At 38.0% G+C, this 16,066-nt stretch carries 12 protein-coding genes; 5 read left to right on the forward strand and 7 right to left on the reverse strand.

The features are described 5' to 3' along the window. The first annotated feature begins 271 nt into the window (after window positions 1-271). Together PQG54_RS05165 and PQG54_RS05170 are read left to right on the forward strand one after the other, a co-directional pair. Window positions 272-1,402, forward strand: coding sequence for a type III PLP-dependent enzyme (locus PQG54_RS05165; protein WP_271789842.1), 1,131 nt, complete (start codon window positions 272-274; stop codon window positions 1,400-1,402). Next, window positions 1,383-1,838, forward strand: coding sequence for a hypothetical protein (locus tag PQG54_RS05170; RefSeq protein ID WP_271789841.1), 456 nt, complete (start codon window positions 1,383-1,385; stop codon window positions 1,836-1,838). The genes PQG54_RS05165 and PQG54_RS05170 overlap by 20 nt, the downstream gene beginning before the upstream one ends. On the opposite strand, the gene metW is transcribed toward PQG54_RS05170, so the two are convergent. Both metW and metX read right to left on the reverse strand, forming a co-directional pair. Next, complete coding sequence (gene metW / locus PQG54_RS05175) at window positions 1,827-2,423, reverse strand: methionine biosynthesis protein MetW (RefSeq protein ID WP_271789840.1); 597 nt, start codon at window positions 2,421-2,423, stop codon at window positions 1,827-1,829. The two genes, PQG54_RS05170 and metW, sit on opposite strands and share 12 nt — an antisense overlap. After that, window positions 2,413-3,600: a homoserine O-acetyltransferase MetX gene (gene metX / locus PQG54_RS05180; protein ID WP_271789839.1), complete on the reverse strand. Its 1,188-nt coding sequence runs from the start codon at window positions 3,598-3,600 to the stop codon at window positions 2,413-2,415. The genes metW and metX overlap by 11 nt, the downstream gene beginning before the upstream one ends. A 160-nt stretch (window positions 3,601-3,760) precedes the next feature. On the opposite strand from metX, the gene PQG54_RS05185 reads away from it, so the two are divergent. Then, window positions 3,761-4,342 (forward strand): hypothetical protein, encoded by a 582-nt coding sequence (locus tag PQG54_RS05185; RefSeq protein ID WP_271789838.1) that lies wholly within the window; start codon window positions 3,761-3,763, stop codon window positions 4,340-4,342. Between the two features lie 142 nt (window positions 4,343-4,484). Continuing rightward, entirely contained in the window at window positions 4,485-5,849 is a 1,365-nt protein-coding gene (locus PQG54_RS05190; RefSeq protein ID WP_271789837.1) for a glycosyltransferase, read from the forward strand. A 58-nt stretch (window positions 5,850-5,907) separates the two neighbouring features. Here PQG54_RS05190 and PQG54_RS05195 read toward each other — a convergent pair whose 3' ends face one another. From PQG54_RS05195 to PQG54_RS05210, 4 genes are all read right to left on the reverse strand, one after another. Then, entirely contained in the window at window positions 5,908-7,386 is a 1,479-nt protein-coding gene (locus PQG54_RS05195) for a SulP family inorganic anion transporter (protein ID WP_271789836.1), read from the reverse strand. A 303-nt stretch (window positions 7,387-7,689) separates the two neighbouring features. Next, on the reverse strand, window positions 7,690-9,222 hold the full coding sequence (locus PQG54_RS05200) for an efflux transporter outer membrane subunit (protein ID WP_271789835.1): 1,533 nt from the start codon (window positions 9,220-9,222) through the stop codon (window positions 7,690-7,692). Window positions 9,223-9,226: 4 nt separating this feature from the next. After that, entirely contained in the window at window positions 9,227-12,403 is a 3,177-nt protein-coding gene (locus PQG54_RS05205) for an efflux RND transporter permease subunit (RefSeq protein ID WP_271789834.1), read from the reverse strand. 23 nt (window positions 12,404-12,426) lie between these two features. After that, window positions 12,427-13,596 (reverse strand): efflux RND transporter periplasmic adaptor subunit, encoded by a 1,170-nt coding sequence (locus PQG54_RS05210; RefSeq protein ID WP_271789833.1) that lies wholly within the window; start codon window positions 13,594-13,596, stop codon window positions 12,427-12,429. 434 nt (window positions 13,597-14,030) lie between these two features. On the opposite strand from PQG54_RS05210, the gene PQG54_RS05215 reads away from it, so the two are divergent. Next, the gene (locus tag PQG54_RS05215; protein ID WP_271789832.1) at window positions 14,031-14,318 is read left to right on the forward strand and encodes a YggT family protein; all 288 of its coding nucleotides are present in this window, start codon (window positions 14,031-14,033) and stop codon (window positions 14,316-14,318) included. A 48-nt stretch (window positions 14,319-14,366) separates the two neighbouring features. On the opposite strand, the gene PQG54_RS05220 is transcribed toward PQG54_RS05215, so the two are convergent. After that, window positions 14,367-16,058 carry an ArnT family glycosyltransferase gene (locus PQG54_RS05220; protein WP_271789831.1) on the reverse strand — a complete coding sequence of 564 codons (1,692 nt, stop codon included), beginning with the start codon at window positions 16,056-16,058 and terminating at the stop codon, window positions 14,367-14,369. Window positions 16,059-16,066: the final 8 nt, after the last annotated feature.

Genomic DNA, 16,066 nt, shown 5'->3' on the forward strand with positions numbered 1-16,066 from the left:
CAAAAAACAATAACTTACGAAAATGAATATTAAACCTATCGTTAAAAAATTATTTTTATGGTTGATTTTGCAACAAAAAAGGGTCATATCGACAAAAACGCAGCAACGCACGTGCCCAGCTTGTTAAAAGCAATTATGCAACGACGTCAAGCGCCTGGCAAATGGTGATGGATAACTCCAGAACCATTCTTTTTTCGCCGGTCCGTTGACCGTTCCGCAACATCGCTCTGACTCATACAAATAGAGTGAATTATATAAGGGATAAAAATTGATGAACCCTAAAATCTCACAATTTTTAAATGCTAACCAACTGACAACCCCTTGCCTGATTGTTGATATCGACCAAATAGAACAAAATTATCAACAATTACATCACGCCATTCCCAATGCAGATATCTATTACGCTGTTAAAGCAAATCCTGCATTATCTATTCTTAATAAACTCATCTCTTTAAATTCATTTTTTGATGCTGCTTCTTGGGAAGAGATCCAATCTTGTTTGAATGCAGGGGCAAAGCCATCTCAGATTTCCTTCGGAAATACCATTAAAAAAGTCTCTGCCATTCAAGCAGCCTATCAAGCCAATATCGAACTTTATGCATTTGATACGATCGAAGAATTGCATAAACTGGCAAAACATGCACCTGCGACAAAAGTCTATTGTCGTCTTGCTGTTGATAATATAGGCGCTGATTGGCCATTATCTGGAAAATTTGGCACCACTGTTGAACATGCCATTGAATTGCTTTTAGAGGCAAAAAAAATTGGTCTTTGCCCATATGGTGTATCATTCCATGTCGGCAGCCAACAAACAAATCCACATGCTTATGTAAATGCAATCGAAAAATCTGCTTTGGTATTTAATGCTTTGGCTGATCACGATATTCTTCTAGAAATGATTAATTTAGGAGGTGGTTTTCCAATACATTATCACAAAGACGTTCCCGAAATTAATCAATTTGCAACCACAATACAAAATAGCTTAACACAATGTTTTGGTGATGACATGCCCAGAATTATCTTGGAACCTGGTCGTTACCTTGTTGGAAATGCAGGTGTTGTGTCAACTGAAATTATACAATCCAGCCAGCGTGGCAAAATGAACGGGCCTCGTTGGATTTATCTCGATATTGGACGATTTGGTGGTTTGGCGGAGACGGAAGGAGAAGCGATTCGTTATCCCATTATTACAATGTATGATGGTTCAACAACAGGCCCTGTTATCTTAGCTGGCCCGTCTTGTGACGGAGTAGATGTGTTGTATCAAGAAACAAGCTATCATTTACCTCTACAATTAACCGCTGGTGATCGTATTGCATTATTGAATACTGGAGCGTATGTTTCTACATATTGCTCAACTTGCTTTAACGGTTTTACACCTCTTGAAGAACATTATATTTAAATTTATTGGTTCTGTTTTCCGTTATCAATTGAATACTTATCTTTTGATAGCGGGAATTATAGCATGTGTTCTATATCCGTTAGATATCCTCGCACAATCCAGCCTATTTATTGGAACCAGTAACATGGGTTCGATAGGATATTTACGAATACAAAAAAAACCACTGAATCAATTATATTCTACGCTTGAAATAAAAAATATTCATTGTGGTGCTTATGTATCAGGATATACGAAACGACAAGGCAATCAATTTGTTATTAAGACGGATGTTCCTGACCCCAGAAAAGATGATCTGCACCAATGTCAGGTAACGTTTATTCAAACCAATCAAACTATATCGATTGTTAAAGAAGAAAATTGCAACGAATGGCACGGCATCAGCTGCCCTTTTACCTCTTTACAATTTTACTCAACGAAGAATAATTTACCGCGTTAATAAAAATAAAGCCTGCTCTCCAAAAAAATTCGCAAGCCTTACATAGCGACGCCAAGGCGCACGCTCGCCTTGTTCGTCAATCGCCATCCATCGTTCAATACGATGGCCTTCTACTTCACATAGATGGACAAAATCTGTCATCGTACAAGGGTGAATATTTGGTGTTTCATACCAATATTTTCCCCAAACGGTCGTCATAGGCATGCGCCCTTTTAATAATAATTGCGCCCTTAATGTCCAATGTCCAAAATTAGGAAAAGAGACAATCGCATGGCGGCCAATACGTAACATTTGTTGTAGCACTTCTTTGGGATGATTAACCGCTTGTAACGTCCGAGATAACACAACATAATCAAACCCATTCGTTGGATAATGCTGTAGATCATAATCCGCATTCCCTTGAATCACTGGCAATCCCTTACCGACAGATTGTGTCACATAAGACATATCCAATTCGATCCCTCTAGCATCGCATTGATGGTCTCGACACAAATAATCAATCAAAGAACCATCACCACAACCAATATCCAATACTTTCGAGTGTGGTTTAATCATATCCACTATACAACGTTGATCAAGACGCATGATTTTCTAACCGCCTTTGCTCTTCAATTCCTGCTAAAAACCCTTGAATTGTTAAATCCAAATCAGGTTCTTCTAATAAAAATGCATCATGCCCTTTATCGGTGGTAATTTCCACAAATGACACTCTGGCACCAACACGGTTTAATGCTTGCACGATCACCCTTGACCTAGAGGTTGGGAATAACCAATCAGATGATAAAGAAATCACACAAAATCTCGATTGAACATGGGCAAATGCGTTCACAAGATCACCATCATGGGTCTGTGATAAATCAAACCAATCCATCGCTCTGGTAATCGTTACATACGAATTTGCATCAAAACGTCTGACAAAGTTAGAGCCTTGATAATGTAGATAACTTTCAACCTGAAACATTTCACCAAAAATTGGTAAAGAAGAGGCTTTTATGCTTTCTTGTAACTTCCGTCCAAATTTACGATTTAACGCATCTTCGGATAAATAAGTAATATGCGCCATCATCCTAGCCACCGCTAAACCACGATAAGGGGTCACCCCATACCGCCAATATTCACCGTCTCGCCAATCAGGGTCTGAAAAAATCGCCTGTCTTCCAACCTCGTTAAACGCAATATTCTGTGCGGAGTGAAAAGATGAGGTTGCAATTGGTATCACGGAATAAACCTGCTCTGGATAACTGACAGCCCATTGCAATGCCTGCATCCCGCCCATAGATCCGCCAATCACAGCAAATAAACGCTTAATCTTAAAAAAATCGACGAGAATCTTTTGCGTATTCACCATATCTTTTATTGTAATAGCGGGGAAATCTGAACCCCAACATCGTGGCTGAGGAATATCTTCTCTAATAGAGCGAGGCCCCGTTGTTCCCATACAGCTGCCCAATACATTCGTACAAATAACAAAATATTTATTGGTATCAATCGGTAAACCAGGACCTACCATTTTACTCCACCAGCCTGGTTTTTTCGTAACTGGATGAACATCTGCCACATATTGATCGCCTGTCAACGCATGACAAATTAAAATAGCATTATCTTGAGCCTCAGATAACTGGCCATATGTTTGATATGCTATTTCCAAAGGGACTATTTTTTTTCCACTTTCTAGTAGTATACCTTCTGGAAATACCAGTTTTTGAATCATTTGATCTTGATTCGGTTCACAAATTTCATCTTGTTTTTCTGATATAACCATAAATATTAACGATTATCCCCCTCATAACAATCAAGATATATGACTTATTAAACACATACTATATATCTTTCTTTTTTTATAAAATATATATTAAAGTAATTTATCAAAATAAACTAAGGTCTAAACCTTGTTCCTCAGATATTTTAGAAAGAAACATACCATGAGTCACCATCGATATGCGCCTTACTCTAAATTACACCAGTATTTTTCACTTTTCTTAATCACCGCATTTCTTTTTTCGTCTTCCGCTGAAGCAGTTTCACATCGTCACAAACGGACTCAAAGCCATGCGCAAAAAACGCCTCTCGGCAAAGTCACCTTAACCTCTCAACCTGGAACCGCATTGGAAAATACAGCACGTTTGCTGAATCAGTCCGATATGAATTTTGCCATTCAACGCAATGAACAACCATTATTGCTTATAGGCAGCCTTAACTTATCTAGTACGAAAAGACCAAAAAATATCTTATTTACCCAAATACAAACTGCTAGCCTTTGCGGCTCTGGGGGATGCTCCACGACAGGATATATCAAACGAAATAATCAATGGGTTAAAGTGTTAGATGCTGTTACAGGTGATATTACCGTTGAAAAAGCAACCCATAAAGGAATGCATGATTTGTCTGTCAGTGCTGCAGATGTATGGAGATGGAATGGCAAAACCTACGTGGAAACTCAAAGAGGTCCTGCTTTAAAAGGATTGAAACAATCTATTGAAAAACATCAACAAAAAAAATTATAATATTAATATAGTTAATTTTATAATCAATTATAAAACAATCCTAATTAAAAAAATAATTGAATAAGTTAAAAGAAGTTTTGTATTATACGATACATCTAAACTATCACAATATTTTAAACCTAATTGACGGGTATTTCATACTATGCTTTACGCGATACTAACTCATAACTTTAGAATTATTTGTTTTGAACAAGGGAAATTAGTTCCAAGAGAAATAACAAATATCTCTGATTTATCTGAAGTTGCTTATCTTAGCAAAATTACAGATAAATATAGCATTACAAATTACGAAAAAAATATGTGGTATGATTTTCAAACGCATGTCATAAATCGTTCTATACCTAGTGGCCATCTCACCTTAGAAAAAGCAAATATCGATATTTATAATATTAAGCATGATTCTAGTTATATGCGTGTTCATCCTGGCGAAAAAAATGTCGTAGACTTTTTAGTACCAACGCCAAACTTGTGGGAAGAATTTCGAATTCTTACCATAGAAGAATTATCCGCGCTTATGTTTTTAGTTAAAAATGAATGGTATCTTACAAATTCTAATAATACTATAAAAGTAAACTCAAACTTATCCAATCATAGCCAAATATCTTTTGGAGAATTATTCATTGATTTTAATGAATTAATTAACGCTATCTGTGATAATAGTAATCAATACAATAATATATTTTTGGATTTTACTTTTAATATTGATTGGAAAGTATATAAAGCTTTCCTGTATAAACCAGCTATTATCTTTGTTCTTTTTGGTCAAGGGTATACGTTTGATCAACTTGAAGTTTCTTTAAAAAGTCTTGCGGTAGTTGGAGAATATTCTGGTGATGTTTTTATAGTCACAAAAGAGCCTTCTAAAGATTTACAGTCTATTATTCCACAAAGCATTTTACCTAGAGTCAAAATTATACAGATGGAAGGAAATGACACTCTTGACTTTATTAGTGCAAGAATTCCTATGTTATGCTCTAATCTTCTTGATACTTATCAACCTATTCTTTACAGTGATGCCGATATCGTATTTGACCGAAATATTAATGAAATTTTATCTAAAGCTACCACAGCTAAACAATGTAGTGCACAAATAGAATATTTTCATATATTTCAAGAATCTGATCACAATGGTGGATCTTTTTTCAAACAAGATTCTTTTGATATGCCAAAAGTCCATGGTTTCAATTCTGGTCTCTTATTAGTTCCGAATATGAAAAATCATAAAAACTCATTTAAAGCAGCTTATAAATCCCTCATGAATTACACGACTTTACATGGTAGGAATTTACCTTTCGCTGACCAAAGCATCTTAAATTATGTTTTGTACAAATTGAATGACTTTAACCCCTCCCCTATTTCTGAACAAACACAAATTGGTGGAAAACCTTCCGAGTTTAATAAATTCGATCCTAATAAACCAAAAGGTTTTGTTCACTTTTGGAATACTGCTGAAAAAAATATCAATATGAAGAAATATTTGGATAATTATCTAATCAAGAAAAAATAAAAATTTAAATGACTTCCCAAGTATTACGATAAAAATTCTTGGGAAGTAATAATAATTTCTAATTTTTCTCTGTTACTGTATTAACGTCTTCGGGTTTATCATGAATACCAAAACGATCAACAATCGTAGCACTGGCTTCATTCATGCCTTTGACTTCAACAGCAACGCCAACTTTTCTATATTGAATAACGACCTTATCCAACGCATCAACTGAACTAATGTCCCATAAATGCGCATGGCTTACATCAATAACGACTTTTTCAATGTGTTCTTGATAATCAAAACTATCTATAAACCGTTTTGAACTCGCAAAAAATAACTGCCCATTCACATAATAAGTTCTCGTTGTTCCCGATAACTCAGATTTCACCATCATGAAATGAGAAACCTTATTCGCAAAGGTTAAAGAAGCAACCAATACACCCGCAAAAACACCATAGGCTAAGTTGCCCGTAGCCACGACAATCACAACGGTTAAAATCATGATAAAACTGGTTGATAATGGATGTGTGCGTAAATCTAAAATCGATTTCCAAGAAAAAGTACTAATAGAAACCATAATCATGATCGCAACCAATGCAGCCATAGGAATGCGTGCCACCCAATCTTTTAAAAACACCACAAGAATAAGCAAAAATATCCCAGCAACCATCGTTGATAACCGACCACGACCGCCTGATTTAATATTAATGACAGATTGACCAATCATGGCGCATCCAGCCATTCCACCAAAAAAACTGGTCACGATATTTGCAATTCCTTGACCTTTACATTCACGGTTCTTATCACTGCCCGTCTCGGTAAATTCATCTACAATCGTGGCCGTCATCATTGTTTCCAATAATCCAACGGCTGCCAATCCAAAAGAATAAGGTAAAATAATCCATAATGTTTCTAAGTTAAGAGGCACGTTGGGTATCAATAAAGCTGGTAATCCATCAGGCAAATGCCCTTTGCTGCCCACTGTTGGAACATGCCACCCCAACCCAATTGCAATCGCCGTAATAATTAGAATACAAATCAAAGGCGAAGGTATCGCTTTTGTTACATAAGGAAACAAGTAAACAATAGCCAATCCACCCAGAGTTAATGCATATACCTGCCATCCTCCACCAGTGATTTCCCTCATTTGTGCCATGAAGATCAAAATGGCCAACGCGTTCACAAAGCCAGTGACGACAGAATGGGATACAAAACGCATCAAGTTACCCAACTTTAAATAGCCAGCAATAATCTGAAAAACCCCTGCCAGCATTCCTGCCACTAACAAGTAATTTAGTCCATGACTGTGGACCAGCCCACCCATCAATAACGCCATCGATCCTGTTGATGAAGAAACCATAGCAGGTCTGCCACCGACAAACGCCAATACAACAGGAATGCAGAACGCAGAGTATAAACCTACACTGGGGTCCACCCCAGCAAAAATAGAAAACGCAATTGATTCAGGAATCAATGCAAGAGCGACAACAATCCCAGCCAGAACATCCGCACGAATGTTACCTAGCCAGTCCTGTCGCGTTGAGGACAATAGCATACAATAATCCTATATAATTTTAAATTTGCCTTCTACAGGCTATTTAATTTTGGGAGAAAATTAAACATAACACAACCACCCCTTATGATAATTCAAAAGGGTTCTTGCTTTGGAAATATCCAAAACTTTATATCAATCTACGATATTCAGGGGGGTGTAATGCACATATAAATCTAAGTTACCTTTGGTAAATCTACAATGACTTTAACATCTTTATAAATCCATCATTAACAAAAATCAACTAATAAAAAAGGCATCTTATTGATATAAGATGCCTTTTTTTATTTCTCTTATTAAAAAATGCTATTTTTTTATAACAGGAGATTGTGCTGTATTTTGTGTAGTTTGAATGGAGGTTTCGAATGCATTTTCAGCACTCCATCCACCACCCAACGTTCTATATAGTGTGGAAAGACTTTGCATATATTGCAGGCGTGATTGAATTGCGGTTACTTTTGCTGTCAACAATGTTCTTTGAGCGACCAAAGTTGGTAAAAAGCTATCAATGCCATTTTTATATCGTGCCAATGAAATATTATAATCTTTTTGGCTGGCTCTGACCGCTTCTAATTCAGCTTGCCATTTTTGCTTTAATGTTGTTCTGGCTGCAAGAGAATCTGCAACCTCTTTAAACGCCACCTGAACGACAGATTGATAATGCGCTGCTGCTGCACGAACTTTGGCTTTTGCAGCTCTTAGTTGAGCAATATTTTTACCCCAATCAAGCAAAGGCACCGTCATGGTAGGCATTACGCTCCAGGCTGCTGAATAAGGACCAAACATTTGAGCAAATGTAGAGCCTGCAGTGCCTCCTGAAGTCGTCAACTGAATAGATGGAAAAAACGCAGATCTTGCAAAACCAACATTCGCATTCGCTTCCTTAAGCTGATGCTCTGCCAAACGAATATCAGGGCGACGTTCCAACAAATCAGATGGCATCCCAGAACCCACTTCAGGCATTGAAACAAAATGATCCAAAGAAGGATTCGGACCTGCTTGTTGCAACAATGATTGTGGAATTGGCTGGCCGACAAGTTGTGTCAAACTATTCAAATCGTTCGCAGCCAACTTTAAATAAGTTTGCTCTTGGCTTTTTGCTTCTTGCAATAATTCCACAGCTTGAGCAACCGCTTGGGCATTTTGTTGCCCATAACGATTCATACCTTGAACCAATGCAAGATTCTTTTCGCGGTTACGCACACTTTCTTGGACAGTTTGCAAACTATTCATATCTGCAAGCCATGCCATATAATTATTCGCAACTTCACCAATCAAAGAAATTTGAACAGAGATTGTACTTTCTTGTTGTGCCAAATATTGTTCTCTGGCAGCACGAGTTAAACTGCGAATACGGTCAAACAAATCAATTTCGTAATTTGAAATCCCTAAACCCGTTGATAATGAGTTCGCATGAATAGAAGTCGCCCCGCCAACACCAAAGGTTTTACCAGGACTGGTTTGATAAGACGCACCAGCATTTGCATTCACTTGTGGAAACAGCTCACCCCTTTGTTGGATATAACTAGCATGCGTTGCGGTAATATTTTCAATTGCCTCACGCAAGTCACGGTTATTTGTCAAAGCCAAAGCAATTAACTGACTTAACACAGGATCTCTGAAAAAGACTTTCCATCCAACATTATAAGCTTGCGGTAACTTTGCCCCTTCTGTCAAAGGCGCACCATAAGCGGGCCCAATAGGCCACTCTTGAGCAACAGAGGAAGCAGGACGTTTATAATCTGGGCTCAGAGTACATGCAGTAAGCGATACTACAAATAACGAAGCCATTGCCCCCTGCATAGATCGTTTCCAAGCTTTTTTATTTTTCACGACCATTATTCTATTCCTCTGTTTTATTCAGACTAACAGCCTGAGGCGCTGCCGCATTTTTATTAATTGGATGTGGTTTTACTTTAAACAATCGTAACACCACGATAAAGAAAATAGGCACAAAGTATAAAGCAAGCACGGTTGCAGTAATCACACCACCAACCACAGCCACACCAATTGCAACGTGGCTGGCCGCGCCAGCACCAGTGGCAATCGCCAACGGAATCACACCCAGAACGAACGCTAGTGATGTCATTAAAATAGGGCGAATACGTTCATGTGCAGCCAATATCGCAGCTTCTGTCAAAGATTTACCATCGTCAAAATGTTCTTTAGCAAATTCAACAATCAAAATAGCATTCTTTGCTGCCAAACCAACTGTGGTTAACAATCCGACTTGGAAATAAATGTCATTATCCAATCCACGGAAATAAGTTGCAAGTGCAGCTCCGATAACTCCCAAAGGAACAACTAACAATACTGAGAATGGGATAGCCCAGCTTTCGTAAAGAGCAGCCAGCGATAAGAATACAGCTAAAATAGATAATGCATATAATTTTCCAGCTTGCCCTGATGATTTAACTTGCTCATAAGACATTCCTGTCCACTCAAAACTAATCCCAGGAATTTCCTTCGCAACCTCGTTGGTATATTGCTCCATAATTTGCATGGCAGTACCATTACTGATCCCACGAGCCCCTTGTCCCATAATTTCAAAAGAAGGATAGCCATTATAAGTTTCAACCTTTTGAGGTGTTCTTTTCCATTCTCCATTAATAAATGCAGTTAAGGGCACCATATTGCCATTGTTATTACGAACAAACCAACGGCGCAAATCATCTGGTGACGTACGAGATTTAACGTTTCCTTGAACAAAGACATGTTTTACACGTCCTCTTAAATTAAATAAACCAGCATCCCCAGAACCAAGCGCAATAGATAATGTCTGATTGATTGAATCAATACTGACCCCTTGAGTATGCGCTTTATCCCGATCAATATTAAAATAATATTGTGGAGCTTCTGGCAAACCATTAAGACGAACAGCAACTAGGCGATTATCTGCACGTGCTTTACTCAATAACGCTTCCCTTGCCTTTGCAAAAGTAGCATCATCTAAATGTCCACGATTTAAAAGTTCAAAGTCAAACCCTGTTGCACTTCCTAAGTCCATCACAGGTGGCGGAAGAACAGCAAATACATTGGCACCAGGAATTGCAGCCAATGCTTTCATAGCACGTGCAGCAACAGCCTGCGCAGAAGATTCATACCCACCACTACGCTGATCGAAGTCTTTTAAACGTGCAACGCCAAAGGACGCACTTTGTGCTTGCCCACCGAAGTTAAATCCAATAGCCGTATATACAAATTGAAGATATTGTTTTTCATTCTTTAAAAAATAATCTGTTATCTTCTTATTAACCGCTGCAGTCATTGCCGCAGATGATCCAGGACTGAGAGAGGATTGTAAAAATACAACACCTTGATCTTCATCGGGTAAAAAACCTTCTGGTAACATATGAAAGCTTGCAAGAGCTCCAACAGTTAAACCAAGATATACAACCATGGTGGTGCGTGTATGATTAATCATACCTTTAACGCCAGAAATATATCCTTTAACCATTCTTTCAAAGGTTCTATTAAACCAAGTAAAAAAACGTCCTTTCTTTGCATTTTTATCATGTGGTTTTAGGATTGTCGCACATAAAGCAGGCGTAAAAATTAACGCAACAATCACAGATAATGTCATCGCCGAAACAATGGTAAGAGAAAACTGTCTATAAACCACCCCAGCAGAACCGCTGAAAAATGCCATCGGAATGAACACAACAGATAAAACAAGTGCGATCCCTACCAATGCACCACTAATCTGATCCATTGATTTTTGTGTCGCTGTTTTGGGATCACAATGCTCTTCCTCCATCACACGTTCTACGTTTTCTACAACAACAATGGCATCGTCAACCAACAACCCAATCGCCAAAACTAATGCCAACATGGTTAAGGTATTAATAGAGAACCCTGCCATTTCTAAAACAAAAAATGTTCCCAATAACACGACTGGCACAGCAATTGTTGGAACAAAAGTTGCTCTAAAATTCTGAAGGAATACGTACATCACAATGATAACTAAAATAATCGCTTCTATCAAAGTATGAACAACTTCTTCCATTGATTCAACAACATATTTTGATGTATCTAACGGATATAAATATCGTGTGTTTGGTGGGAAATACTTTGAAAGTTCCTCGATTTTACTGTGAATTGCATTTGATAAAGCTAATTGATTAAAACCTGGAGATAACTTTACCCCAAAAGCAGCAACGGGCTGACTATCAAGTGTGCCAACAGGTTGGTAACTCATCGGACCAAGAGCAACTGTTGCTACATCTTTTAATCGAATACGTGCGCCATCTGTTTGTGTTTTTATAACAATATTACCAAACTCTTCTGGTGTCACAAGACGCCTAATCCCCCCCGTATAAATATCAAATCTTTGATCCGGAAGTGCTGGCAACTTACCAAATTCACCCAAAGGCTGTTCAGAATTCTGTGATGAAATTTCATTCATTACATCAGTTGGATTTAACTGATAGTTATGTAGTTTGTCAGGATCAAGCCATACGCGCATTGCATATTCAGAAGAGAAAGCCGTATAATCACCAAGCCCATTTAGACGTGTAATTGGGTTTTGTATATCACTAGCTAACAAATCACCCAAAGCACCTTCATTCAATGAATGATCCATACTTTGGATTGCAAAAAACATCATATAACTTTTATTAGATTTTGAAATACGAATCCCTTGCAAAGCAACCGAGGAAGGTAATAACGAGCGTGCAACATCTACACGGTTCAACACTTGAACCTGTGCAACGTCTGGGTTTGTTCCTTGCTCAAAAGTCAAAGTAATTGTCGCCGTACCGTCAGCATTGGCAACCGTTGACATATATTCCAGATGGTCAACACCATACAAATTCTGGCTGACAGGATCAACAACAGTACGTTGTACAGTATCAGCCGTCGCCCCAGGATAGGTAAAACTTAATGTAATAGGTGGCGGGGCAATATTAGGCCATTGTGCAATAGGTAACGTAACAATCGCAATCATTCCCATCAACGAGATAAGAATTGCTATTACCCAAGCAAAAATTGGCCTATCAATAAAAAAACGTGATAAAGACATATTAATATTCCAAACTCTTTCGCTTATTGAGGCACAACACCAACGGGAGTACGTCCCTCTTCTGGTTGAACTTTTTGCCCAGGTCGATAAGATGTTGGATTACTTACTAAAATTTTATCACCTGCATTGACCCCTTTAGTGGTAACCCAAAAGGTTTCTTGCATCCGTTGTGTTTCAATATCACGGCGTTCTACGACATTATCTTTATTGATAATATACAAATAGGGTTTTTCATCCAAACCACGCATGACGGCTTCTTGAGGAATTAAAAATGCTTTTTCCATGCCTTCGTGCATGACAGTTCTGACATACATTCCAGAAAGTAATAATTTATCAGGATTACGTACAATGGCACGCTGGATAACCGAGCCTGTTTCCTGATTAGTGACCACTTCTGTAAATAAGAGATTAGCCTGCAATGGATAGCGTGTATTATCTTCCAAAATCAAATCAACAGGCACATGAGCAGCACCACGTAATGTTTCCAACTTTCCATTGGCCAAACGACTACGTAAGCGCAACTGTTCAGCTGTAGGTTGTATAATATCAACAAACATTGGATCTAGCTGCGTAATAATTGCAACTGGATTCGCTTGATTCGTGGCCATTAAGGCACCTTGCGTTTGAATAGAACGACTGATGCGACCTGAAATTGTTGCATTAATTCCAGTATATTCCAAGTCTAATTGTGCTTGGCGAACGCTTGCACGATCACTCTCAATGGTTGCTTTTGTTGCTTCTTGTGCTGCCAAAGTATCATCATAATCCTGACGACTGACCGCATCCATATTTTTCAAAGGTCCATAACGTTTCAGCTTTAATGTTTGGGCTCTTAACGTTGCAAGATCACTGTTTAACTTACCTTGCGCATTATCCAATGCGGCTTGATAAGGACGAGGATCAACTTGGTATAATTGTTGATCCTTGGTTACGTCCGTTCCTTCTTCAAACAAACGTTTATAAAGATAACCGTTCACCTGAGGGCGTACTTCTGACACACGCATCGGAGTAATACGTCCTGTCAAATCAATCAATAGCTCCACATCTTGAGGATTAGCTATCACAAAGTTAGCCTTAGCTGATGGTTTTGGAGCTGGTTTTTGTTCTTTACATGCAGCAAGTGGCAATAATAAAACACACAACACGGCACATTCTTTGTGCCATTTAGTAAAGAAAGAATCTGTTATTGTCACTTCTCTTCCCTATTTTCCTTCAATATATAGACAAACTTTGCTTAGTAAGACAAAAAATGCTATAATAAATTACGAATTTTAATCTTGTAAAAGAGACAACTAAGACTCTTTATTAACGTATCATATAAATACATACACATCAGATACGCAATAGATAATTTTTTTTTCTTGAAATCCGTTCAATATTTCTTTAGCGTCTTTCAGAAAAATATCAGAGTAAATACTCAACACATTATTATTTAAGAAAAAATTAATAATTTACGCTCAATATGGATATGAATTTTTTTCATATATATCCCGTATAGTGATTCGTATTGTTATAATTTTAACTTGCCACTGATATTCATTTGCAATCAATGTAAATAAACAATTGTCCTACAAGGTATTTTTCTTATATAAACAATGTTCATACAGATTAGTACTAAGGAAACATTATGTTTGAGTTATATAACCTCTTAAATATATTATTGAATGGCTATATGCTCATTTTACTTGCATATTGTATTTTCAGTTTTTTATTCAGTTTCGGTGTCGTTAATCCCAACAGCAATATTATCCGAGGAATTTATATGTTCCTGAGCCAAATGTGTGACCCCGTATTAAACGCAATCAGGCAAATTTTACCTTCTTTGGGTGCAATTGACATCAGTCCAGTAGTTGTTTTCCTTGCCATAGATTTTATTATACGACCTCTATTGCGTTATATGCTTCTTGGATATTGATTAAACAATCATATAAGCATTAAAAAAGGCGCTTTTGCGCCTTTTGATTTATTGAATTACCTCAAATAATCCAAGGCTAAGTTGCTTACCATTCGAATAGTTCAAACCATGTATACGACCTATTTCTTTAACGGTTAAGCCTTCATTATCAATTGATTGCATAAATTTTTTCTCATCCCGTTGGTCGACTAAGCCTAATCCACAAGATTGATTATCTTTTAAAAATTGTGCGGTTTTTTCAGCGTTAATTAATTTCGTTTCCTTGCCAACCAAAAATACCAAGCTTGGCTCGGAATAAGAAGCCGAAGCAACAATACTATTTTCACAAGGTTTTAAAAGATTAACCGTTTCAGCAATTTTTCCACTTAACCATTCCGAACTTAGACCAGGAATTAAAATGACAAATAGTTCTAGATAGATAACAATTGCTGCACCTATCGATACCAATGAAGCACGCTGCATATTATATTTTAAAATACATACCACGGCATACCCTATTAAGATTAATGCCGCAGCTGCACCAAGCATTGCTGCCCAAAACCATGTTCCCGTCATATAGTATGCATAAATAATGCCACCAACAGCAAGCAGTAGCCCAACAGCAACCCATAACACCATATAAATACGAAGCAACCAACGACCCCATCTAGAAGTTGGACCATCCCATGTTTTAGAGATATTCCAAAGTGCCATCGAGGTTAAAATCGCAATCGCAGGGTAAGTGGGTAATACATAATGGGGCAACTTTGTTTTCACTAACTCGAATACAATCCAATGAGGAATAATCCAGCATAGTAAAAAACAAACAGATTCTGATTTTCGCTCTCGCCAAATATAGGGCAACGCCCAAGCGGTGAACAAAGATCCAGGCCAAAAGGTAATTAAGAAAATACCTAAATATAACCCAGGCGGAGCACCATGCGACTCTTTTCCAGACGCTACTTTGCTGAGTAAATTCGTTCCTACAGCATCGGTAAAAAACTTACCATCACTAATGACCCAAATCGCTGCACACCAAGGAATAACAATCAAAAGCATCAAAATCCATCCCCATTTAGGATGTAAATGCTTCCACCATGATCTATCTTTTTTAACCCATGCCAATATAATCGGGGGCAATAATGTCGGGATAAGCATAACTGGGCCTTTTAACATCAAACCACACCCGATTGCTCCCCAATAAATAATCGCTACAGAAACAGAGAGTTTCTCGGTCGTCAGCCTTGCCATCCAAGCACGCGCCAAGCTGCTTTGAGCAAGCAATACAGCAAATAACAAATTTGTATCAATCGTTGCCATACGCCCCTCACCCGTCAGCAAGACCGAAACTGCCAAGAATAATCCTGCCAAAAGACCAATATACGAATCAAATAAAATACTACCGATCCACACGGTTAGTAGAACCGAGCCAACGGCAGCTAGTAAAGAAGGAATTCGATACGCCCAAGCTGCTTTACCTTTTACCATTCCCGTTGCTTTGGCTGCCTTAACGGCTATTGCCTCTAGCCAATAAATACCTGCAGGTTGCAAATATCGTGGTTTATCCTGAAAACGCACATCAATATAATTATGGCTTTCAATCATCTGCGAGGTTGCCTGCATATAGCGTGCTTCATCGCGATCAAGCGGAGGCAGTGTTGCACGTCCAGGCAAAAACAACACAAAAACAAACAAGGCAAGCCATACATAATGACTTGCCTTCAAACGAAAAGACTTTTCTACAGGAGAAGAAAGGGTCATTTTATCCC

It is taken from the genome of Commensalibacter communis, from assembly GCF_947179015.1.
In the GTDB taxonomy this organism is placed as follows: domain Bacteria; phylum Pseudomonadota; class Alphaproteobacteria; order Acetobacterales; family Acetobacteraceae; genus Commensalibacter; species Commensalibacter communis.

Excerpts from the sequence above, each read along its gene's own strand:
- PQG54_RS05205 (WP_271789834.1), bottom strand. The coding sequence starts at position 12,403 with ATGTCTTTATCACGTTTTTTTATTGATAGGCCAATTTTTGCTTGGGTA.
- metX (WP_271789839.1), bottom strand. The coding sequence starts at position 3,600 with ATGGTTATATCAGAAAAACAAGATGAAATTTGTGAACCGAATCAAGAT.
- PQG54_RS05185 (WP_271789838.1), top strand. The coding sequence starts at position 3,761 with ATGAGTCACCATCGATATGCGCCTTACTCTAAATTACACCAGTATTTT.
- PQG54_RS05165 (WP_271789842.1), top strand. The coding sequence starts at position 272 with ATGAACCCTAAAATCTCACAATTTTTAAATGCTAACCAACTGACAACC.
- PQG54_RS05215 (WP_271789832.1), top strand. The coding sequence starts at position 14,031 with ATGTTTGAGTTATATAACCTCTTAAATATATTATTGAATGGCTATATG.
- PQG54_RS05195 (WP_271789836.1), bottom strand. The coding sequence starts at position 7,386 with ATGCTATTGTCCTCAACGCGACAGGACTGGCTAGGTAACATTCGTGCG.
- PQG54_RS05200 (WP_271789835.1), bottom strand. The coding sequence starts at position 9,222 with ATGGTCGTGAAAAATAAAAAAGCTTGGAAACGATCTATGCAGGGGGCA.
- PQG54_RS05220 (WP_271789831.1), bottom strand. The coding sequence starts at position 16,058 with ATGACCCTTTCTTCTCCTGTAGAAAAGTCTTTTCGTTTGAAGGCAAGT.
- PQG54_RS05190 (WP_271789837.1), top strand. The coding sequence starts at position 4,485 with ATGCTTTACGCGATACTAACTCATAACTTTAGAATTATTTGTTTTGAA.
- metW (WP_271789840.1), bottom strand. The coding sequence starts at position 2,423 with ATGCGTCTTGATCAACGTTGTATAGTGGATATGATTAAACCACACTCG.